The sequence below is a fragment of the Micromonospora sp. RTBAU3-60 genome (assembly GCF_054963695.1).
This window is the reverse complement of record NZ_JBUEGB010000023.1, coordinates 15,802-35,444: the sequence shown is the minus strand read 5'-3', so window position 1 is coordinate 35,444 and position 19,643 is coordinate 15,802. Positions and strand designations below refer to the sequence as shown.

The following is a 19,643-nucleotide window of genomic DNA, read 5'->3' as shown; positions in this document are numbered from 1 at the left end:
GCGGCGTGACGGCCGACGACCACCCGGGCGACATCATCGAGATCGGCGGCCCGGTCCGCGAGGACCGCCCGCGGCGACCCTGGCGGAAGTGGCTGCCGCTGGTGCTCGTCGCCGGCGTCGGGCTGGCCGTGTACGCGCGTACCGGCGCCGACAGCCGCGCGGACCGGCCGCCGGTGACCCGGCCGCCGTCCGCGATCACGGCGGCCGCGTCGCCGAGCGGGCCCACCCCCACATCGACCGCCCCGGTGGTGACCGAGGTCGGCCACCCCCTGCTGGGAGTGGACGCCGGATGGCAGCTGCACGGCCGGGGACCGGGCGTGGTCGTCCGCATCGACCTCGCCGCCGGCCGGGTGACCACCACCCCGATGCCGGCGCTGCGGAGCACCGGGCCGGTCAGCTTCCTGGTCGGCCCGGACCGGGTGGTCGTCCGGCCGCTGGACACGGTGCCCGGCTACGTGGTGCCGGACGGCCGACCGGCGGTCGAGGCGACCGACGACCTCAGCCGCGGTGGCACGGCGCTGCCCGGCCCGGATCCGACGTCGGTCTGGGTGAGCGACGACGAGGCCGGGCGGATGCTCCTGGTCCGGTTCGACGGCCGGCGCACCGGGCGGGCTCTCGAGCTCCCGCAGGGCATGCGCAGCTTCGCCGAGCCGGACGGCGCCGGGTATCCGCTCGTCGCCGCGACCGGCGGGGTCTACTCGCTGCGCCCCGACGGTGTCCACCGGATCACCACCGGGGAGGTGCTCGCGGTCGGCCCGCGACACTGGCTGGCCCGGGAGTGCGACGAGCGCCTGCGCTGCGGCACGGTGCTGATCGAGCAGCGCGACGGGGCCCGCCGCGCGGTGCCGCTGCGGCTGGACGAGAGCGAGGTCAGCCGCGGGCTGATCTCGCCGGACGGGACGAGGGCGGCGATCTGGGTGACCGCTTCGGGCGGGACATACCGGCTCCACCTGCTCGACCTGCGCTCCGGCGGTAACGCCCCGGTGGATCTGGCCGTGCAACCCGGGTTTCTCCTGCAGCGGCTGGCCTGGTCGCCGGACGGCCGGTGGCTGTTCGTCGCCGGCGTCGACGGCCAACTGCACGCCGTCGAGGTGGCGGCCGGCCGGACCCGGGACCTCGGCGTCGCGTTGCCGCAGCTCGACCAGATCGCGGTGCGGGCCGGATAGCCACCTCCGGCCCGTCGCCCGGCCCTACTGGGAGGCGATCTGGATCAGGTTGCCGCAGGTGTCGTCGAACACCGCGGTGGTCACCGGGCCCATGGCCGTCGGCTCCTGGGTGAAGACGACGCCCTTCTCCCGCAGCCGCTCGTACTCCTTGTGCACGTCCTCCACGGCGAACGAGGTGAACGGGATGCCGTCGGCGACCAGCGCCGCCTTGAACGGCTTCGCCGCCGGGTGGGCGTCCGGCTCGAGCACCAGTTCGGTGCCGTCCGGCTGCTCGGGGGAGACGACGGTGAGCCAGCTGACCGCGCCCATCGGGATCTCCGTCTTCTTCACGAAGCCCAGCACCTCGGTGTAGAACCGCAGTGCCTTCTGCTGGTCGTCGACGAGCACGCTGCTCAGGTTGATCCTCACGAGGACTCCTTCGTCCGGTGGTTGAGCCACCGCTCGACGATCTGTTCGAGCGGGGCGGGATTGATGGAATGGAACTTGTAACGCCCCTCCCGTCGCGACACCACCAGCCCGGCGGCCTCCAGCAGCTCGAGGTGTTGCGAGATCGCCTGCCGGGAGGAGGTGATCTGGTGCCGCATGGTCAGCCGGGAGCAGATCTCGAACAGGGTCTGGTCGTCGCGTTCGGTCAGCTCGTCGAGAATCCTGCGACGGGTCGGGTCGGCGATTGCTCGGAACACGTCCTCCTTCACCGCGCCGAGTATATGCAAGCAGCGACTTGCCTATCAAGTCTGCGGGGCGCGCGTCAGCCTCGACCGCCGGATGGCGACTCCGGCCGTCGGTCGACCGGCCGTTGGGGCGCCAGCGGCGTGTGCGGAAAGTCCCGCTCGCCGCTCCACAGCGCCGGCACGGCGTCGACGGCGCGGGCCAGCGCGTAGCCGATGCCCTCGTAGTTGACCCGCCAACCGCGAAATTGCGGCCAGGACTCCTCCGCCGACCGTTCCACCACGAAGCCCGCCTTCTTCACGTGCTCCACCGCCTCGGCGTACTCCTCGAACGTCAGCCGGAGCGGATCGCCGGGGTCGGGGTCGGGATCGAACGGGATGCGGACCACCCGGGCGATCTCGCGCAGCGCGGTGAAGCCCGAGCGCAGCATCAGCCGCGCGGCGGGGACGGGCGCCGCGGACGGGGTGAGGGAGATGTGCATGGCGGCGGCGTCCATCACCGCGATCAGGGCGACCACCCAACCGCGGTACGGGCGCGGCGAGCGGAACGACAGCAGCACCGGGTAGTTGCTGTGCGTCTCGCCGATGTCGGCGGCCAACCGCTCCCAGTCCTCGTACAACCCGCGCAGCTCGTCCACGGTGCCGACGAGGGCCTGCCGGGCCAGCAGCTCAGGCCCCCAGGCGGGCTGCGAGGCGCGGGACTGGAGCAGGGTGACCTCCTGCTCCCGGCGGTTGAACGCGCCGTACAACGTCGGCAGGTAGGCGATCTGCAGCGCGATGACCACCGGTCCGCTCGCCGCGGCGATGAAGTCCAGCGGGTTGAGCGCGGACCGTTTCCCGGACGCGAAGCCGAGGGTGAACAGGCTGGAACCGGCCTCGCGGAAGGAGTCCGGCCAGGAGATCCCGGAGACCGCGTGCATGAGCAACCCATACGCCGCGAGCAGCCCGAACAGCCAGGACCACAGCATCGCGATCAGCACGCCCGGGGCGAGCCAGGCGAGGAACCGGTCGCGGGCCTCGTAGCTGTCGAAGGGCGCCCCCGCGCGGCGCAGCAACCAGCGCAGCGACAGCCACAGCACCCGCACCAGCGCGGACCCCAACCCGCGCGGCACCACCAGATTGCGCAGGATGCTGCCCGCCACGACCACCAGGACGGCCAGCCCGAGCACCCCCGACAGCCACCGCATCAGGTCCACCCGGACCGCCGTACCCACCAGGGAATAGCGGCGCTCGTGCCCCCGCTGGCCACCGCGCCCATGTCACACACCACCGTTCCCCCCGCCGACCGCGCCGTACGTGGGTTCAACGCCGACCCACGCGACCTGGCTACCCCGCCGCGCCGCCGAATCAGGCCCGGCGCCCGTCACGACCCTGGCGCGAGGTGCAGTTGCTGGGCCAGAAAGAGCAGGCTGACGACGGCCACCAGCGCGGCGACGGCCCAACCCGCGAGCCGCAGGCCCAGGTGGATGCGGGTGGCACCGATCAGCCTCGGGTTCCCGGCGGCCAGCACGAGCAGGACCAGCCCCAGCGGGGTGGCGATGCCACCGATGAGGCTCGCCAGGAACAGCAGTCGGATCGGACCTATGCCGGTGCTGGCCAGGGCGACGCCGGCCACGGTCTGGGCGACGACCACCGCGTAGAACCGAGGCGCCTGGCGGGGGGTGCGGCTCAGGCCGCGCGGCCAGCCGAAGGCGCTGGCGGTGACGTACCCGCCACTGGCCATGATCACCGGTACCGCGATGAGCGCGGAGGCGAGCAACCCCAGCGAGAACAGGACCCCGGCCGCCGGCCCGGCCAGGGGACGCAGCGCCTGGGCGGCCTGCTCGGCGGTCTCGACCTGCTGGTGGTGCGCGCCGAGGGTGGCGGCGCTGGCGACCAGGATGCTCCAGAAGCTCACCGCGGCCAGGCCGGCGCCGACCAACGCGTCGAACTCGCGCAGCCGGAGCCGTTCGCGGGCAAACGGTTCCTCGACCTGTTCCACCGTCTGCCACACGTACATGTAGCTCGTCAGCGTGGTGCCGAGGATCGCCAGCGCCCCCGCAAGATGAGCCTCGGTGAAGGGGATGGACGGGATCAGGCTGCCCCGGGCCACCGCGAGCCAGTGCGGGTGGGCCAGCACCGCCGCCGCCCCGTACGCGAGCAGGCCCAGCATCACCACCTTGAGCACCCGTTCGACCTCGTCGTACTTGCCGAACAGCAGCAGGACGAGGACTCCCGCGGCGAAGGCCGGGGCCAGCCAGCGGGACTCCAGCCCGACGAGCAGGCCGATCGCCGCCGCTCCGGCGGCGACATCGGCGGCTATCGTCACGACGTTGACCGCCAGGATCGAGATCAACAGCAGGACGCTCGCCGCGTGGCCGTAGCCGTCGCGGACCGCCCGTTGCAGATCCCGCCCCGACAGCACGCCCACCCGGGTGGCAAGGACCTGCACCACCACCAGCGCCGGCATCATCAACAGGGTCAGCCAGGCCAGCCCGAACATGGTGCTCGCCCCGACCACCACCAGCGTCGCCACCGTGGTCGGATCCGTGTCCGCCGCTCCCGATACCAGGCCGGGCCCCAGAGACCGCAACCTGGACCCGCCGGAGTGCGTGCCCGCCCGACCCCTACGGCCTCGGACCCTCCGGCGATCGCCCATCCGTCAAATCTGGCAGCGGGTCCAAACGCCAGGGCGGAGGTTTCCGAAAGCCCGCCCGGTCGCTGGCGGGCGTGGGGCACGAGGCAACGGGTAAGCGGGTACCGGCGAACAGTCGACGGGACGGCGAGGCCGGTGGAGACGACCGAGTTGCGGGTACCGGGCGTCGGGGGAGCGAGCGCGGAGCAGATCCTCGACCGGCCGATCGTGACCCGGGTCGCCGGCGACCAGGACGCCGGGTTCTTCCGCCCGAAGGCGGGCTACGGCGACCCGACCGGGCCGGGCGGGGCGCTCATCGAGGCGTACCGCTGGGGCGGCCTGACCGGCGGACGGGCGGCCCGCGCCCTCTCCCTAGTGCTGCTGTTGCCGTTCATGCTGAGCAACGTCGCGATCTGGATGCTCCCGCCCGCACCGGCCGGTCCCGTCGCGGTCGCCCGGGCGGTCTGCCGGCTGCTCGCCGCCACACTGACCGCGATGTACGTGCTGGCCGTCGTCGGCGTGGCGCTCGACCTCGTCGCCTGGCAGTGCGCCGCCTACCAGCACTGCACCGCGAACCGCCGGGCGGTCTCGTGGCTGTCCGACGTGCAGCCCGGGCAGCGGATCGCGCTGTCCGCCCTGGTGCCGATCGCCGCCGTGGCGATTGTCTCGTGGCTCGGGGCGAGATCGTGGCGGCTGCCCGAGGACGCCTCGGCGACCACGGTGCCGGGCGGGTGCGGTGCCCTGCACCTCGACGACCCTGACTTCTGGGACAACCAGGCCCTCCTGCGCCGGCTGCACGCGCTGCACGTGGCGATCGCGCTCGGCGCCGTCGACGTCGCCGTGCTCGGCGCGGTCGCCCCGCACGACAACCGCGCCGCCGGCTACGCGCTGCTCGCCCTGGTCACCGTCGTCATCGTCGCCGCGGCGGCGCTGCTCTGCCGCCCGGCCCGGCCCGGTCAGCCCGCGGACCGACCGATCGGCACGCTCGTCCAAGCGGTACGCGCCGCGATGCTGCTGCTCACCGCGCTGGCGGTCGGCTACGCCGCCCGGCCCCGGTCCGGGTGGAATCCCGGGACCGAACTGCCCGGCTACGACGCTCTGGTCGCCTGGCTCTACGTGCTTCAGGCGGCGCTCATGCTGGCCCTCGCCGCAGTGGTCCTGCGCCGGCGGAGCCGGCCGGGAGTTCCGGCCTATCTCGGCGGGCTGGGTGCCCCCGTCGTCGTCGCCTTCGCCATCGGTCTGGGGGTGGCCTACTCGTCCGCCGTCCTCTACGCGGCCTCGTACTACCTCGACCGGAACCTCAACCCCACCCCACGCCGACTGCTGCCCAGCGACGTCCCGTCACTGTTGCCGCCGGTGGTGTACCGGTGGGCCGCGATGAGCTTCTTCGTGGCGGTCCTGGTGACCGCGCTCGCCGCCCTCCTGCGCAGCCGGCTGACGCTGCGTCGACGGCGCCGGGCCGCGATGGAGATCCTGCGCCGGGACTTCCCGGACGCCCCGCCGGAGCCGCAGCCCCGGGTCCGCGCGGTGCGCGACGTCATCGCCCGAGCGCAGCTGACCGACCGGAGCTGGCCGCTGCCCGCCGCGTACGCGGTCATCTTCGTGCTGATCCTCGCCTCCGCCGGGCTCTCCCTGGCGAGCATCGGGCCCAGAGAGCTGGGCCTGCGCATCGGCGGCGAGTCGCTCGCCGAGGCCGCGGTGTACCTCAGCCACGTCGGCACCAACCTGACCGGGCTCTTCGCCGTCGCCATGGCGGTCGCCGCCCCGTACACCAACCGGGCGCGGGTGGTCCGCATCGTCGGGGTGCTGTGGGATCTGGCCACGTTCTGGCCGCGCACCACGCATCCGCTCGCCCCGCCCTGCTATACCGAACGCGCGGTGCCGGAACTCACCCGACGGATCCGGTATCTCACCCGGCAGCACGGCGCCGTGGTGCTGTCCGGGCACAGCCACGGCGCGCTGCTGGCGGCCGCCGTGGTGCTGCAACTGGAGCCGGCGTGCCTCGACCGGGTCGCGCTGGTGACCGACGCCAATCCGCTGCGTCGCCTCTACAGCGTGGTCTTCCCCGCGTATCTCGGCCCGGGCACGCTGCGCGACATCGGCGACCGGGTGCGGTGGCGTTGGCGGAACCTGTGGCGGGACACCGACTGGATCGGCGGCTGGGTCTTCTCGCCCGGGCCGGCCGGGCCGGCGGCGGGCGACCGGGCGGCCGGCGGCGATCCGGCCGGCGGCGTGGATCAGCGGGTGCGGGACCCGCGCGGGCTGCTGACCCCACCCGGGGACACTGTGCCGCCACCGGTTCGGGGACACACCCTCGACCCGAACGACGCGGACCACCAGCGCGCAGTACGCGACCTCGTCATCCGCCTGCGTACGGGGTGACCTCGCGCTCAGCGGGCCGCGGAGATCAGGGCCAGGCCGGTCTCCGGGTCCACCCGTTTCGCCAGTTCCGGCGCCACCTCCGAGATGATGACCTCGAGCGTCGGCCACACCCGGCCGCGTAGCAGGTGCCCGCCGACCGTGCTGCCGTCGGCTCGTCCCAGCACCGCGTGCACGTGCAGGGCGGGCTCGCCGTCCTGCGCGGCGACGTCGCCGAGCAGGGAGAGCACCTCGACCTGCTCGGTGACCGGGATGCGCCGGTAGTCGCCGGCCTCGCGGTCGAACCAGCCGACCTCGGCGTCGGCGAACCCGCCCACCGCGGACACCCGGGCGGCGATCAGGCCGTGCTCTCGCAGCGCCGCGCGGATGGTGCTGACCGCCTCCTCCTCCTTGTCGCAGACCACCACCAGGACCCGCCCGGTCTGGTGGCGCAGCTCGCGAAGTCTCATCCCGATCTCCCGTGTCGACGACCTCGTGGACTCCGGCCACGCCGAGGCGCGTGCGCGGCGGTCCCGGCCGCCGGAGCATTCCCCCCCGAAGCGTAGGCAGCCGGCTCCTCCGGTGGTGGCATTCCCGAGCGACCTGGCGCTCGCCCCGCACCGTTCTCCGGCGCGGTGTCACAGGTTGAGCGGCCCCGGGTCGGTGGCCAGCTCCCGGAACCGCTGTCGCGGGTCGGGCACCAGGCGCCGGGCCGACAGGTCGATGAGCCCACCCACCCCGGTCAGCGTCGCCACCGGGGTGCCGTCCGCGCGGGTGTAGTCCTGGTCGAGGTGGAAGGTCTTGCCCTCGCCCCAGCGGAACCCGCAGGACACGTCCACCTCGTCCCCGCCGCGCAGCTCCCGCAGGTAGCGCACGGTCACCTCCAGGGCGACCGGTCCCACCCCGCTGGCGATGAGCCGGTCCTGCGAGATGCCGGCGGCGCGCAGGCACTCCCACCGGGCGTGCTCGGCGTACTGCAGGTAGACGGCCTGGTTCAGGTGGCCCTGGGTGTCGAGTTCGTAGCCGCGGACGGTGATGCGTACCCGGAACGGATCTCCCATGTCCGGGAGCGTAGCGGGCCGCGCTGATCGTGCCGCTGTTACGTATCGACTCTGGTCACCGATACGGAGGTAAGCCCTGCCGTACCTGAGGAGGCCTCATGTCGATCATCCGGTTGCTCACCGGCGCCGCCGTGGCCACGACGCTCGTCGCCGCCGTCGCCACACCCGCGCAGGCGGCCACCAACGATCCGTTGTACGACAAGCAGTGGGGCCTGCGGCAGATCAACGCCGAACAGGCCTGGGCGACCAGCACCGGAGCCGGTGTGGTGATCGCCGTGGTGGACACCGGCGTCGACTTCGGCCACCCCGACCTGAGCGCCAAGCTCGTGCCCGGCGCCACCTTCGTCGACTGCGGCCCGACCTCCTGCGGCAACGGCGACTGGCGGGGCCCCAACGGCACCGCCGACGCCGGCGACGAGCACGGCACCCACGTGGCGGGCATCGCGGCCGCGGCCACCGGCAACGGGGTCGGGATCGCCGGCGTCGCCCCGGACGCGAAGATCATGCCGATCAAGGTTCTGGAGGCGGGCAGTGGCAGCTTCGCGGACATCGCCGCGGGCATCCGCTACGCGGCCGACCACGGCGCCAAGGTGATCAACCTCAGTCTCGGGGCGCTGCCGGGCTCGCAGGCGCTCACCCTCACCGGGCTCGAGTCCGACGCGACCGCGGCGATCGCGTACGCGCAGACGAGGGGTGTCGCGGTGGTCGCCGCCGCCGGCAACGAGACGGCGCCGCTGTGCGACACTCCGGCCTGGGAGGCCGGCGCGCTCTGCGTGACCGCCACCGACCGCAACGAGGTCAAAGCCTGGTACTCCAACCTCGGCGTGAAAGCCGACCTGAAGGCGGTGGCCGCTCCCGGTGGCGCCGGCCTGGTCAAGTGCGACGACGACGTGTGGTCCAGTGTCCCCGTGGGCACCGGCTCCGCCGGCTGCGGCCAGGGCAACTACGACGCGTACGCCGGGACGTCGATGGCGACGCCCGCCGTGTCGGGGGTCGCGGCCCTGCTCTTCGCCCAGGGCCGCAGCCTCGACAACGTGTACTCGGTGCTGATGTCCACGGCCCGTACCCCGGTGCTCGGCCTGCGCGGCGTCTACTCGCCGGTGTACGGCTGGGGCATCGTCGACGCCCAAGCCGCCGTGGCGGCGCCACGCACCTGACGCCCTCCGCCGGCGAGCCGGGCGCGGATACCGGCTCGCCGGCTGCCGGCGCCGGCCCGAGACGCGCCGTCCGTCGTGGACTCCCACGGCCAGCGCAGCGGCGTGGTCCGTCTACGGTTCCGATCCGACCCGGTCACGCCCGGATGGTCCGGCCGGCTGACCGACCGACCGGCGCGCGGCCCTCCGCCAGCGCGGCACCGCCAGGGCCAGGACGACCAGGACGACGGCGGCGCCGACGCCGAGGGCGACCGGCGACGAGAGCGCCGACAGGGTCAAGCCGCGACCGTGCCGCCCGCCCTGGACGGCGGCCTGCGGATGGTCGTCCTTCTTCTCGCCGGGGGTGACCAGGCGGCCGACGGACGCGCCGGGGGAGAGGGCGAAGCCCCAGTCGAGCAGGGCCGCCGCCTCGCCCAGACTGCCCAACGGCGCGGTCTCCGCGCCGAGCAGGGTCACCGCGAGCCGTCGGCCGTCGCGTTCGGCCACGCCCACGTACGTCTGCCGGGCCAGGTCGGTGAAGCCCGTCTTCCCGCCGAGCGTGCCGGGGTAGTGGTCCAGCAGGGTGTTGTCGTGGGTGATGGCGAAGCCCGGGGTGCCCGCCTCGTCCGGTATCTGCGCCACCCGGGTGGCGATGTACCGGCGGAAGTCCTCGCGGGCGTAGGTGGCCCGCGCGATCAGCGCCAGATCGTACGCGCTGGTGTACTGACCGGGACCGTCCAGACCGGACGGCGTCGCCGCATGGGTCTGATTCGCGTGCAGCCGGTGCGCCTCCTCGTTCATCGCCTGTACGCCGCCCGGCCGGCCGGCCGGGCCGCCGCCCACCCGGGCCAGCACGTTGGCCGCGTCGTTTCCCGACTTGAGGAGCAGTCCCAGCCACAGGCTCTCGACCGAGTAACGGCCGCCCGCGACCACTCCCATCAGCGAACTGGCCGGATCGAGATCCTGCAGATCCGCCCGGGTCACCTCGACGATCTGGGTCGGGTCGAGCCGGGGCATCAGGGCCGCGGCCAGCAACATTTTCTGCACGCTGGCCGGTGTGCGGTGCTCGTGCGGGCCGCACCCACCGAGCACCGCGCCGCTGTCGAGGTCGGCCACCAGCCACGAGGTGGCGGTCACCGCCGGCGCCATGGGCGCACCGGCGGGAATGGCCAGTCCCGTGGTGGCCAGCGACTCTCCGCCGACCGCCTGATCGTCGGGACCGACCGGTGGCGGAGACGGTGCGGGGGGCGGCGGCATCGGCGGCTTCACGGCCGGACAGGGCACGTAGGGAGCGGCTTCCGCCCGCGCCGCTGACCCGACCACCACGGCGGGCGCGGTCAGGAAAGCGCTGAGCGCGACGGCGGCAATGCGAATGATGGTCACGTCAATGCACCGTAATCGTCGGCAGGGCGGGCCCGGCCGGGTTGCAGAAAGTGGGCCGGTAACGGCGAGAATCCGAGCCCCGGCGTGGCCTGGCCCAGGTTGGGGTTGTCTGTGCAAGTTCGCGAACCTTTCTCCGGAAGGTCCGGTTTCGTGGCAGTCTAGTCGACAGTGATGCGCGGGCGGGGAAGCCGGGCCGCCCGTCGTCGACGTGTTCCGGACGAATCGGCGCGGGGTGGCCGAGTCGGACCCGATCCGGATGAGCGGGAATTGGGTGTGGCTTCCGGGCCGAGGGTCACCGCAAGCGGAAACGCCGGTCGCAGCGGGTGCGGACGGGATGGGTGGGCAGCCTGTCGCGTTTTCTGCCGGAATGCGTCGCGAACGGAATTCGTCGGCCCATTTCTGCCATTGGGTAAAACCACGGGAGATGTTTCCGCGGCCCGGCTCTGACCAGTCTGCGGAAATCGCACATACGTCTCCGCGTCATGGCAAGAATGTGGGCGGAGGGATAGCCATGAACGGGGGGACAATATGGAGCTGAGGCGGCGATTGAGGCTGCTGTCGGTGACCATCGCGGCCACACCGTTGGTCCTCGTCGGGTGTACCGCCGACCACCTGCCGGGCGCCCGGCAGGCGAACGCGGCCCCGCCGCAACTGACGGTGACGCCGGGGAACCAGTCGAAGGACGTGCCGATCAGCGCCGAGGTGGGGACCGCCGTCAAGGGTGGGAAGATCACGGCGGTGCGGTTGACCGACGACAAGGGTGCCCAGGTGCCGGCGGAGCCGCGCGAGGACGGGTCGAGTTGGGTGCCGGCGCGGCCGTTGCAGAATTCGCGGACGTACACGGCGGAGGTGACCGCCACTGGCGACAAGGGGAAGACGACCACGCAGAAGACAACCTTCACGACGGCGGCCAAATCGACCAAACCGGAAGTCACCAGTGTCCTGAATTTCACCGGGGACCAGACGTACGGGACGGCCATGCCGGTGGTTGTCACGTTTGACCCGGCAATTCCGAAAGAGGCCCGGGCGGACGTGCAGCGGCGATTGTTCGTGAAGACGGATCCGCCGCAGCCGGGCACCTGGTCGTGGCTGGCCGACGGCAAGCAGGTCGAGTATCGGGCGCCGGACTTCTGGAAGCCGGGCACGAAGATCAGCGTCCGTAGCGCCCTGGAGGGGCTGCCGATCGGCAAGGACGCCATCGGCGACGCGGACCGGTCGGGCACGTCGAAGATCGGCCGGCAGGTGTCGCTCGACATCGACAACGCCAGCAAGCAGATGTCTGTCTACGAGGACGGCAAGTTGCTGCGGAAGATCCCGGTCAGCCTCGGCAAGCCGAGCACGCCGACCTCGAGCGGCAACATGGTGATCATGGAGAAGTTCGAGTACACGACGTTCAACACCATGGGCGACCCGAACGGCGGTTACATCGTCGACGTCGAGGACGCGCAGCGGCTCACCGACGGTGGCGAGTTCATCCACGCCGCGCCGTGGTCGGAGGGGGACCAGGGCTACACCAACGTCTCGCACGGCTGCACCAACGTTTCCAACGCCAACGCCGACTGGCTGATGCGGACCACCCAGGTCGGTGACCTGGTGACGGTCAAGGGCACCGAGGTGACCCTGGATCAGGGCAACGGCTGGACCGCCTGGAACGTCGGCTGGGACGAGTTCGCCAAGGGCAGCGCGCTGCCCGTACCGGCCGGGCTGAAGCCCACGGTCAGTGCGACGCCGCACCCGGGCGTGGTGGCCGGCGGTTCGGCGCCCGCCCCCGCCCGCTCCAACAGCGGCGGCTGATCCGGGCGTACGCCCTTCGCGCGACAGACGCCGCGGCCCGCGACCGGACAATCCGGCCGCGGGCCGCGGCGCTTGCCGGGGTCCCTGGCGAACCGGGCAATCCACCATATTTCGGCAGCAAGTGTGTTTAGCTGCAGGAGGAGGGTGCCCGGCACCGGGAAGGGATCGGCATGGACGGACGTGAGCTGCGCGGCCTGCTGCATCCGTTCCTGCTGCTCCTGATCTTCGAACGGCCCGCTCACGGGTACGACCTGATCGACCGGCTGCGGGCCATGGGGGTGCCGGACGTGGAACCGGGCCACGTCTACCGGGTGCTGCGCGGCCTGGAACGCGACCGGGCGCTGGTCTCCATGTGGCAGACCACCGGGGCCGGCCCGGCACGCCGGTGCTACGAGCTCACCGCCAAGGGCCGCGACGACCTGCGGTCCTGGACGGTCCGACTGGCCCAGCTCGACCAGGTCATCGGCACCTGCCTGCGGCGCACGGCTGGTCTCTTCGACGGGGCGCGGGCCGGTCGCGCCGAGCGGTACGCCGCCACCCCACGCTGAACGGAGGAGAATGCAGTCGTCCCTGATGCCGGCGGTCGGCCGCGCGTTCGCCCGCCGGGTGGCACCCGGGCAGGCGCTCGCTGGCGACGCGGCGCGGATCGCGCGGGCCTGCTACGAGATGGCCCTACGCTTCCATCGCGGCGGCAAGTTGATCGTCTTCGGCAACGGTGGGCCGGCGACCGACGCCCAGCACGTCGTGGTGGAGTTCGTCCACCCGGTCATCGTGGGCAAGCGGGCGCTGCCGGCGATCTCGCTGACCAACGACGCCGCCACCCTCACCGGGATCGCCCGGGCCGAGGGCTTCGACGAGGTGTTCGCGGCCCAGCTGCGCCTGCTCGCCGCCCCGCAGGACATCGCGCTCGGCCTGTCCGTCGACGGCCGCTGCGCCAACGTGCGGCGCGGCCTGGCGACGGCCCGCGACCTCGGTCTGCTGACCGTCGGGCTGGTCGGCGGCGACGGCGGCGACCTCGCCCGGGACGCCGTCGCCGACCACGTCGTCGTGGCCTGTTCCGACGATCCGTGCATCGTCAAGGAGGTGCACGTGACGATTTACCACATCCTCTGGGAGCTGGTGCACGTGTTCTTCGAGCAGCCCGGACTGCTGGCGCCGGAGGTGGTCCGGTGACCGCGCGCCCGGTGCCGGCGACCCGGGCCGTACCCGAATGCCACGACGACGTCTGCCTCACCTGCTCAGACGCGGCGATCGCCGTGCGGGTGCGGGAGCTGCTGGCCGACGGCCTGGCCGTGGTGGACACGGACGCCGGACCGGAGGAGGTCAGTGTGGCCCTGGTCGAGGCGGGACCGGGCGACGTGGTGCTGGTACACGCCAAGGAGGCCATCGCCGTGGTGGAGAAGCGCCCATGAGCGAGCGCAGCGGAGTGGCGGCATGAGCGCCGGGGTCGAGGGTGCGATCGGGTCGCTCTACCCGTTCCTCGACAGCCGGCCGACCGACGTGGACGCGGTGCTCACCGCGGTGGCGCGGTCCACCGCCGAGAAGGCGGCGGAGATCGTCGCCCTCCGCGAATCGCTGGTTGCCGAGCACGGGCAGCGACTGGTCGACTGCGCCCGCGGGTGCGCCGCGGCCTTCCGGGCCGGCGGCACGCTGTTCGCGGTGGGCAACGGCGGCAGCAGCACCGACGCGCAGGACCTCGCGCAGTTGTTCCTGCACCCGCCGACGGCCGCCCGCCCGTTGCCGGCCATCTCGCTGACCCACGACGTCGCGCTGATCACCGCACTCTCCAACGACGTCGGCTTCGAGGTGGTCTTCGCCCGGCAGGTGGCGGCGTTCGGCCGGGCCGGGGACATCGTCGTGGGGCTGTCCACGAGCGGTGGGTCGGCCAACGTCCTGCGGGCGTTCGAGGAGGCGGCCCGGCGCGGCATGCTCACCGTCGGCATCGCCGGGTACGACGGCGGCCGGATGGCGGAGTCCGAGTTCGTCGACCATCTGTTCGTGGTGCCGTCGGCCTCGGTGCACCGGGTCCAGGAGGCGCAGACGACGGTCTACCACGTGCTGTGGGAACTCACCCAGCAGGCGCTGGCCGGCGAGCTCTGACCGGCCGTCATGGAGCTGGCCAGCGTGCGGCGGGTGCACGTCCGGGTGGAGGGCATCGTGCAGGGGGTCGGCTTCCGACCGTTCGTGCACGCCCTGGCCACCGAGTACGACCTGGCCGGGTTCGTCGGCAACGACACCGCGGGCGTCTTCGTCGAGGTCGAAGGGGAGGGCGACCGGCTGGCCGCCTTCGTGGCCGACCTCAGCCGGCGCGCGCCGACCCTCGCCCAGGTCGAGCGGCTCACCACCGAACCGGTCCCGCCCACCGGCCAGCCCGGCTTCGCCATCGTCACCAGCGTCACCGGCACCGGCCGGGACGCCCTGATCTCCCCGGACACCGCGACCTGCCCGGACTGCCTCGCCGAGCTGTCCGATCCGGCGGACCGGCGCCACGGGTACCCGTTCACGAACTGCACCAACTGCGGCCCGCGGTTCACCATCGTCGAGGACGTCCCGTACGACCGCCGCACCACCACGATGGCCGGGTTCCCGCTCTGCGCCGACTGCGCCGCCGAGTACGCGGACCCGGGCAACCGGCGCTTCCACGCCGAGCCGGTGTGCTGCCCCGCGTGCGGTCCGACCCTGCGGCTCGTCGAGGCCGACGGCGCCCCGGTGCCCGGTGACCCGCTGGACACCGCCGTTCGGTGGCTGCGGGACGGCCGGATCGTCGCGGTCAAGGGCCTCGGCGGCTACCACCTGGCCACCCGGGCCGACGACGAGCGGGTCGTCTCGACGTTGCGGGCCCGCAAGCACCGCGAGGAGAAGCCGTTCGCGGTGATGGCCGCCGACCTGCGGGCGGCACACACCCTGGTGGACGTGGCGCCCGCGGCCGTGCCGGTGCTCACCAGCGCCCGCCGTCCCGTGGTGCTGCTGCCCCGCCGCGCCGGCGCCCCGGTCGCCGCGTCGGTGGCGCCGGGCAACCGCGACCTGGGCATCATGCTGCCGTACACGCCGCTGCACCGGCTGCTGCTCGGCCGGCTCGGCCTGCCGATCGTGCTGACCAGCGGCAACGTCTCCGACGAACCGATCGCGCACCGCGACGACGACGCCCGCCGGCGGCTGGCGCCGATCGCCGACGGGTTCCTCACCCACGACCGGCGGATCCACGTCCGCACCGACGACTCGGTGGTACGCGTGTTCCGCGGCCGGGAGCTGCCGGTGCGGCGCTCCCGGGGGTACGTGCCCGCGCCGCTCACCCTGCCGTGGCGGTTCGACCGGCCGGTGCTGGCCTGCGGCGCCGAGCTGAAGAACACGTTCTGCGTGGCGAAGGGGCGGCGCGCGTTCGTGTCGCACCACATCGGTGACCTGGCCAACTACGAGACGTTGCGGGCGTTCACCGACGGGATCGCGCACTTCACCCGGCTCTTCGACGTCCGGCCGGAGATCGTCGCCCACGACCTGCATCCCGAGTACCTGTCCACGAAGTACGCGTTGCAGCGCGACGACGTCGAGCTGCTCGGTGTCCAGCACCACCATGCCCACATCGCGTCCTGCCTGGCCGACAACGGCGAACCAGGCCCGGTGATCGGCGTCGCCTTCGACGGTCTCGGCTACGGCCCGGACGGCACCCTCTGGGGCGGCGAGCTGCTCGTCGCGGACCTGGCCGGCTTCGAGCGGGTCGGTCACCTGGCCACGGTTCCCATGCCGGGCGGGGTCGCGGCGGTGCACGAGCCGTGGCGGATGGCGGCGGCCCACCTCGACGAGATCTACGGCGACGCGGTGCCCGACCTGGCGGTGCGGCGCCGGCACGAGCGGCACTGGCCCGCGGTCGTGGCGCTTGCGCGGACCGGGACGAACTCACCGCGTACCTCCAGCGCCGGACGGCTGTTCGACGCGGTCTCGGCGATCCTCGGCCTGTACGACCGGGTCACCTACGAGGGGCAGGCGGCGGTCGCGCTGGAGCAGCGGGCCGACCGCGACGAGCGGGGCGGCTACCCGGTCGAGGCGGGCGGACCGGTGCCGCTCCTCGACGCCGGGCGCGCGCTGGTCCGGTGCGTGGTCGAGGACCTGCGCGCCGGGGTGGACCCTGGTCGGATCGCCGCGCGTTTCCACCACGGCCTGGCCGGGGCCGTGGTCGCGGCGGCCGGCGCGGTCCGGGACCGCAGCGGCCTGACCACGGTCGCGCTCTCCGGCGGGGTCTTCCAGAACGTGCTGCTGCTCGACCGGGTGGTGAGCGGGCTGGAGCGGGACGACTTCCGGGTGCTCGTGCACTCCCGGGTGCCGCCCAACGACGGCGGCATCTCCCTCGGCCAGGCCGTGGTGGCGGCGGCCCGGGCCGTGCCCGCCGGCTGACCTCCCGCCACGTCCGCCGGCGGCGGGCTGCGGCTGGCGGTCATCGGCTACGGCCACCGGTGCTCGCGGCGCGAGCGGTGGCCGCCCGGCTGGCCCCGCGCCGCGCGCACCCGTGCGAGCGGCGCGAGCCGTGGCCGCCCAGCTGACCCGCGACCGCCCTCAGCAGATCCGGGGGAGTGGGTCGCCGACCAGCATGTCGACCACCCGGGTGCCGCCGAACGCCGTGTGGAGCAGCACCATCCCAAGCGGGTCGGCGGTGACCCGGCCGATGACCGCCGCGCCGTCGCCGAGCGGGTGGCCGCGCAGCGCCGCCACCGCGGCCTCCGCCTGGGCGCCGTCCACCACGGCCACCAGGCGGCCCTCGCAGGCCACGTAGAGCGGGTCGATGCCGAGCAGTTCGCACGCGCCGGTCACGGCGGGACGCACCGGCACCGCGGCCTCGTCGACGACGACGGCCACCCGGGCCGCCTGCGCCACCTCGTTGAGGATGGTCGCCACGCCGCCCCGGGTGGCGTCGCGCAGCAGCCGCACCCCGGGCGCCGCGTCCAGCAGGTCAGCCACCAGACCGGACAGCGGTGCGGTGTCCGAGGCCAAGTCGGCGGCGATGTCCAGCTCGCCGCGGGCGAGCATGATGGTGACGCCGTGGTCGCCGATCGGACCGGAGACGACGACCGCGTCACCCGGGCGGACCTGGCCCGTCCCGAGCGCCACCGGCCGCTCCAGCAGACCCACGCCGGCCGTGTTGATATAGCAGCCGTCGGCCTTGCCCCGCTGCACCACCTTGGTGTCACCGGTGACCACCTGGACCCCGGCGCGCTCCGCCGCGGCGGCCATGGAGGCGGTGATCCGCCGCAGGTCGGCGACGGGAAAGCCCTCCTCCAGGATGAACCCGGCCGACAGGTAGAGCGGGCGGGCGCCGCTCACCGCGAGGTCGTTGACGGTGCCGTTGACGGCGAGGTCGCCGATGTCCCCGCCCGGGAAGAACAGCGGCGACACCACGTACGAGTCGGTGGTGAAGGCCAGCCGGCCGCCGCCCACCGACAGCACGGCGCCGTCGTCGAGCGCCTCCAGCGTCGGGTTGCGGAACGCCTCGACGAACAGCCCCTCGATCAGGCTGTGCGTCGCCTTCCCGCCCGCGCCGTGCGCGAGGGTGATCCGGCTCTCCCGGATCCTCGGCGCACGCTGCCGGGCCCGCTCGATGCGCAGCAGCACCTGCTGCTCCGGCGACAGACGCCCCGGCTCGGGCCCGGTCGTCGCCTCGGCCACCGCGCGTTCGGTCCCACCGGCGGTACGTTCGGTCGTCATACGCTGCTCGCCTCCGTCAGCCGCTGCCGCGTGAAGCGGCCGAAGTTGTAGTAGGCGGCGCACGCGCCCTCCGAGGAGACCATGCAGGTGCCGATGGGTGTCTCCGGCGTGCACGCGGTACCGAACACCTTGCACTCCCAGGGCTTGAGCACCCCCTTGAGCACCTCGCCGCACTGGCAGGCCTTCGGGTCCGCGACGCGCACCCCGGGCACGTCGAAGATCCGCTCGGCGTCGTACGCCGCGTACTCGTCCCGCATCCGCAGGGCCGAGTGCGAGATGAAGCCGAGTCCGCGCCACTCGAAGTACGGTCGCAGCTGCATGACCCGGCCGATCGCCTCCAGCGCCCGCAGGTTGCCGTCCCAGGGCACCACCCGGGTGTACTGGTTCTCCACCTCGCAGCGGCCCTCGGCGAGCTGTCTGAGCAGCAGGTGAACCGACTGCAGGAGATCCAGCGGCTCGAACCCGGCGCACACGAGCGGCTTGCCGTAGTCGCGGGCGATGAACTCGTACGGCCGGCAGCCGATGACGGTGGAGACGTGTCCGGGCCCGAGGAAGCCGTCCAGCCGCAGGTCCGGTGAGTCGAGGATCGCCTTGATCGCCGGCAGGATGGTGACGTGGTTGCAGAAGATCGAGAAGTTGTCGATGCCCTCGGCGGCCGCCCGCAGCACGGTCATCGCGGTCGACGGTGAGGTGGTCTCGAACCCGATCGCCATGAAGACCACTCTGCGGTCCGGGTTGGTCCGGGCGATCTTCAGGGCGTCCAGCGGCGAGTACACCATCCGGATGTCCGCGCCGGCCGCCTTGGCGTCCAGGAACGAGCCGTTCCCGCCGGGGACCCGCATCATGTCGCCGAACGCGGTCATGATGACGCCCGGTTCGTGGGCGATGGCGATGGCGTCGTCCACGCGGCCCATCGGGATGACGCAGACCGGGCAGCCCGGGCCGTGCACGAGCGAGACGCTCTCCGGCAGGTAGTCCTCGATCCCGTGTTTGTAGATGGTGTGCGTGTGCCCGCCGCACACCTCCATGAACTTGTACTGCCGTCCCGGCTCGCACAACGCGGCGATCTGGGTGGCCAACGCCTGGGCCTTGTCCGCGTCGCGGTACTCGTCGACGAAACGCATGTGGTGATCCCCTAGCTGATGTCGGATTCGGCGAGCGCCTGCAACTCGTCGGTGTACGCCTGTCCGAGGCCGGTCAGCAGCGCCAACGTGGCGGCCGCCTCGGCTTCGTCGATTTTGGACATGGCGAACCCGACGTGGACCAGCACCCAGTCGCCGACGCCGATCTGGTCCGCCTCGAGCAGGCCGATGTTGACCGCCCGCCGTACGCCCACGACGTCGACCACGGCGAGATCGTCGTGGCCGGCCTTGATCTCGACGATCTCACCCGGGATACCTAGACACATCGGTTCGTTCGGCCTTCCCGCTCACATTTTCTCGATCTTGATGTAGCGCCGCAGCGCGGGTAATTCCTTCCAGAACAGCCCCACGGCGGCGGCGCCGGCCAGCAGCGCCAACAGCTTCCGCATCACTCACCTCCTTCGGGCCCGCTCCGGATCCGGTCAGCCCGGCGGCAGGTTCGGCATGATCGGCAGGATCGGGCCGTGCTTCTTGGGCCGGATGCCGGTGGAGCGGCGGGCGTCCACCGTCCCGTCATCGTGGTGGCCCGACTGCTTCCGCCGCCGCGAGTTGCCCTCCTCGACGCCCTTGGTGTGCGCCGGCGCGTCGAGTTCGACATCGGGGTCGCCCACCCGGATCTCGCCCATACCG

21 protein-coding genes are annotated in these 19,643 nt (G+C 72.8%); 9 read left to right on the top strand and 12 right to left on the bottom strand.

Annotated elements, in window-relative coordinates:
- Positions 1-5: 5 nt before the first annotated feature.
- On the top strand, positions 6-1,166 hold the full coding sequence (locus ACY34I_RS22235; RefSeq protein ID WP_462757001.1) for a hypothetical protein: 1,161 nt from the start codon (positions 6-8) through the stop codon (positions 1,164-1,166).
- 24 nt (positions 1,167-1,190) lie between these two features.
- Here ACY34I_RS22235 and ACY34I_RS22230 read toward each other — a convergent pair whose 3' ends face one another.
- From ACY34I_RS22230 to ACY34I_RS22215, 4 genes are all read right to left on the bottom strand, one after another.
- Positions 1,191-1,574 carry a VOC family protein gene (locus tag ACY34I_RS22230; RefSeq protein ID WP_462757000.1) on the bottom strand — a complete coding sequence of 128 codons (384 nt, stop codon included), beginning with the start codon at positions 1,572-1,574 and terminating at the stop codon, positions 1,191-1,193.
- Complete coding sequence (locus tag ACY34I_RS22225; protein ID WP_462756999.1) at positions 1,571-1,861, bottom strand: ArsR/SmtB family transcription factor; 291 nt, start codon at positions 1,859-1,861, stop codon at positions 1,571-1,573. The genes ACY34I_RS22230 and ACY34I_RS22225 overlap by 4 nt, the downstream gene beginning before the upstream one ends.
- A gap of 53 nt (positions 1,862-1,914) precedes the next feature.
- A complete protein-coding gene (locus ACY34I_RS22220; RefSeq protein WP_462756998.1) occupies positions 1,915-3,048 on the bottom strand; it encodes a hypothetical protein in 1,134 nt (377 codons plus the stop codon).
- 149 nt (positions 3,049-3,197) lie between these two features.
- Positions 3,198-4,349 carry an NRAMP family divalent metal transporter gene (locus tag ACY34I_RS22215; RefSeq protein WP_462756997.1) on the bottom strand — a complete coding sequence of 384 codons (1,152 nt, stop codon included), beginning with the start codon at positions 4,347-4,349 and terminating at the stop codon, positions 3,198-3,200.
- 255 nt (positions 4,350-4,604) lie between these two features.
- Between ACY34I_RS22215 and ACY34I_RS22210 the strand changes: the two genes are divergently transcribed.
- Positions 4,605-6,830, top strand: a complete 2,226-nt coding sequence (locus ACY34I_RS22210; RefSeq protein WP_462756996.1) for a hypothetical protein — start codon at positions 4,605-4,607, stop codon at positions 6,828-6,830.
- Between the two features lie 8 nt (positions 6,831-6,838).
- On the opposite strand, the gene ACY34I_RS22205 is transcribed toward ACY34I_RS22210, so the two are convergent.
- Complete coding sequence (locus tag ACY34I_RS22205; protein WP_148802927.1) at positions 6,839-7,276, bottom strand: PPC domain-containing DNA-binding protein; 438 nt, start codon at positions 7,274-7,276, stop codon at positions 6,839-6,841.
- 168 nt (positions 7,277-7,444) lie between these two features.
- Positions 7,445-7,867 carry an acyl-CoA thioesterase gene (locus ACY34I_RS22200; RefSeq protein WP_462756995.1) on the bottom strand — a complete coding sequence of 141 codons (423 nt, stop codon included), beginning with the start codon at positions 7,865-7,867 and terminating at the stop codon, positions 7,445-7,447.
- A 98-nt stretch (positions 7,868-7,965) separates the two neighbouring features.
- Between ACY34I_RS22200 and ACY34I_RS22195 the strand changes: the two genes are divergently transcribed.
- The gene (locus ACY34I_RS22195; protein WP_462756994.1) at positions 7,966-9,024 is read left to right on the top strand and encodes a S8 family peptidase; all 1,059 of its coding nucleotides are present in this window, start codon (positions 7,966-7,968) and stop codon (positions 9,022-9,024) included.
- A gap of 111 nt (positions 9,025-9,135) precedes the next feature.
- On the opposite strand, the gene ACY34I_RS22190 is transcribed toward ACY34I_RS22195, so the two are convergent.
- Positions 9,136-10,383 carry a D-alanyl-D-alanine carboxypeptidase family protein gene (locus ACY34I_RS22190; RefSeq protein WP_462756993.1) on the bottom strand — a complete coding sequence of 416 codons (1,248 nt, stop codon included), beginning with the start codon at positions 10,381-10,383 and terminating at the stop codon, positions 9,136-9,138.
- A gap of 528 nt (positions 10,384-10,911) precedes the next feature.
- On the opposite strand from ACY34I_RS22190, the gene ACY34I_RS22185 reads away from it, so the two are divergent.
- From ACY34I_RS22185 to hypF, 6 genes are all read left to right on the top strand, one after another.
- A complete protein-coding gene (locus ACY34I_RS22185) occupies positions 10,912-12,177 on the top strand; it encodes a L,D-transpeptidase (RefSeq protein WP_462756992.1) in 1,266 nt (421 codons plus the stop codon).
- A 170-nt stretch (positions 12,178-12,347) separates the two neighbouring features.
- Positions 12,348-12,725: a helix-turn-helix transcriptional regulator gene (locus ACY34I_RS22180; RefSeq protein WP_462756991.1), complete on the top strand. Its 378-nt coding sequence runs from the start codon at positions 12,348-12,350 to the stop codon at positions 12,723-12,725.
- Between the two features lie 10 nt (positions 12,726-12,735).
- Positions 12,736-13,350 (top strand): D-sedoheptulose-7-phosphate isomerase, encoded by a 615-nt coding sequence (locus tag ACY34I_RS22175; protein ID WP_462756990.1) that lies wholly within the window; start codon positions 12,736-12,738, stop codon positions 13,348-13,350.
- On the top strand, positions 13,347-13,589 hold the full coding sequence (locus tag ACY34I_RS22170; protein ID WP_462756989.1) for a HypC/HybG/HupF family hydrogenase formation chaperone: 243 nt from the start codon (positions 13,347-13,349) through the stop codon (positions 13,587-13,589). The genes ACY34I_RS22175 and ACY34I_RS22170 overlap by 4 nt, the downstream gene beginning before the upstream one ends.
- 22 nt (positions 13,590-13,611) lie before the next feature.
- Entirely contained in the window at positions 13,612-14,277 is a 666-nt protein-coding gene (locus tag ACY34I_RS22165; protein WP_462756988.1) for a D-sedoheptulose-7-phosphate isomerase, read from the top strand.
- Between the two features lie 9 nt (positions 14,278-14,286).
- Positions 14,287-16,566, top strand: a complete 2,280-nt coding sequence (hypF, locus tag ACY34I_RS22160) for a carbamoyltransferase HypF (RefSeq protein ID WP_462756987.1) — start codon at positions 14,287-14,289, stop codon at positions 16,564-16,566.
- 159 nt (positions 16,567-16,725) lie between these two features.
- Here hypF and hypE read toward each other — a convergent pair whose 3' ends face one another.
- The 5 genes from hypE to ACY34I_RS22135 are packed head-to-tail and all read right to left on the bottom strand — an operon-like array spanning position 16,726 to position 19,639.
- Positions 16,726-17,871 (bottom strand): hydrogenase expression/formation protein HypE, encoded by a 1,146-nt coding sequence (hypE, locus tag ACY34I_RS22155; protein WP_462756986.1) that lies wholly within the window; start codon positions 17,869-17,871, stop codon positions 16,726-16,728.
- The gene (gene hypD, locus ACY34I_RS22150; protein WP_462756985.1) at positions 17,868-18,995 is read right to left on the bottom strand and encodes a hydrogenase formation protein HypD; all 1,128 of its coding nucleotides are present in this window, start codon (positions 18,993-18,995) and stop codon (positions 17,868-17,870) included. Before hypD ends, hypE begins: the two co-directional genes overlap by 4 nt.
- An 11-nt stretch (positions 18,996-19,006) precedes the next feature.
- Complete coding sequence (locus tag ACY34I_RS22145) at positions 19,007-19,279, bottom strand: HypC/HybG/HupF family hydrogenase formation chaperone (RefSeq protein ID WP_148802550.1); 273 nt, start codon at positions 19,277-19,279, stop codon at positions 19,007-19,009.
- Positions 19,280-19,300: 21 nt separating this feature from the next.
- A complete protein-coding gene (locus tag ACY34I_RS22140) occupies positions 19,301-19,402 on the bottom strand; it encodes a DUF6893 family small protein (RefSeq protein WP_462756984.1) in 102 nt (33 codons plus the stop codon).
- A 33-nt stretch (positions 19,403-19,435) separates the two neighbouring features.
- A complete protein-coding gene (locus tag ACY34I_RS22135; RefSeq protein ID WP_148802554.1) occupies positions 19,436-19,639 on the bottom strand; it encodes a hypothetical protein in 204 nt (67 codons plus the stop codon).
- Positions 19,640-19,643 lie beyond the last annotated feature (4 nt).

Bases quoted from the DNA above. Each gene is read 5' to 3' on its own strand.
- ACY34I_RS22175 (WP_462756990.1), top strand. From the start codon at position 12,736: ATGCAGTCGTCCCTGATGCCGGCGGTCGGCCGCGCGTTCGCCCGCCGG.
- ACY34I_RS22205 (WP_148802927.1), bottom strand. From the start codon at position 7,276: ATGAGACTTCGCGAGCTGCGCCACCAGACCGGGCGGGTCCTGGTGGTG.
- ACY34I_RS22135 (WP_148802554.1), bottom strand. From the start codon at position 19,639: ATGGGCGAGATCCGGGTGGGCGACCCCGATGTCGAACTCGACGCGCCG.
- ACY34I_RS22140 (WP_462756984.1), bottom strand. From the start codon at position 19,402: ATGCGGAAGCTGTTGGCGCTGCTGGCCGGCGCCGCCGCCGTGGGGCTG.
- hypD (WP_462756985.1), bottom strand. From the start codon at position 18,995: ATGCGTTTCGTCGACGAGTACCGCGACGCGGACAAGGCCCAGGCGTTG.
- ACY34I_RS22195 (WP_462756994.1), top strand. From the start codon at position 7,966: ATGTCGATCATCCGGTTGCTCACCGGCGCCGCCGTGGCCACGACGCTC.
- ACY34I_RS22180 (WP_462756991.1), top strand. From the start codon at position 12,348: ATGGACGGACGTGAGCTGCGCGGCCTGCTGCATCCGTTCCTGCTGCTC.
- ACY34I_RS22185 (WP_462756992.1), top strand. From the start codon at position 10,912: ATGGAGCTGAGGCGGCGATTGAGGCTGCTGTCGGTGACCATCGCGGCC.
- hypE (WP_462756986.1), bottom strand. From the start codon at position 17,871: ATGACGACCGAACGTACCGCCGGTGGGACCGAACGCGCGGTGGCCGAG.
- ACY34I_RS22200 (WP_462756995.1), bottom strand. From the start codon at position 7,867: ATGGGAGATCCGTTCCGGGTACGCATCACCGTCCGCGGCTACGAACTC.
- ACY34I_RS22145 (WP_148802550.1), bottom strand. From the start codon at position 19,279: ATGTGTCTAGGTATCCCGGGTGAGATCGTCGAGATCAAGGCCGGCCAC.
- hypF (WP_462756987.1), top strand. From the start codon at position 14,287: ATGGAGCTGGCCAGCGTGCGGCGGGTGCACGTCCGGGTGGAGGGCATC.
- ACY34I_RS22165 (WP_462756988.1), top strand. From the start codon at position 13,612: ATGAGCGCCGGGGTCGAGGGTGCGATCGGGTCGCTCTACCCGTTCCTC.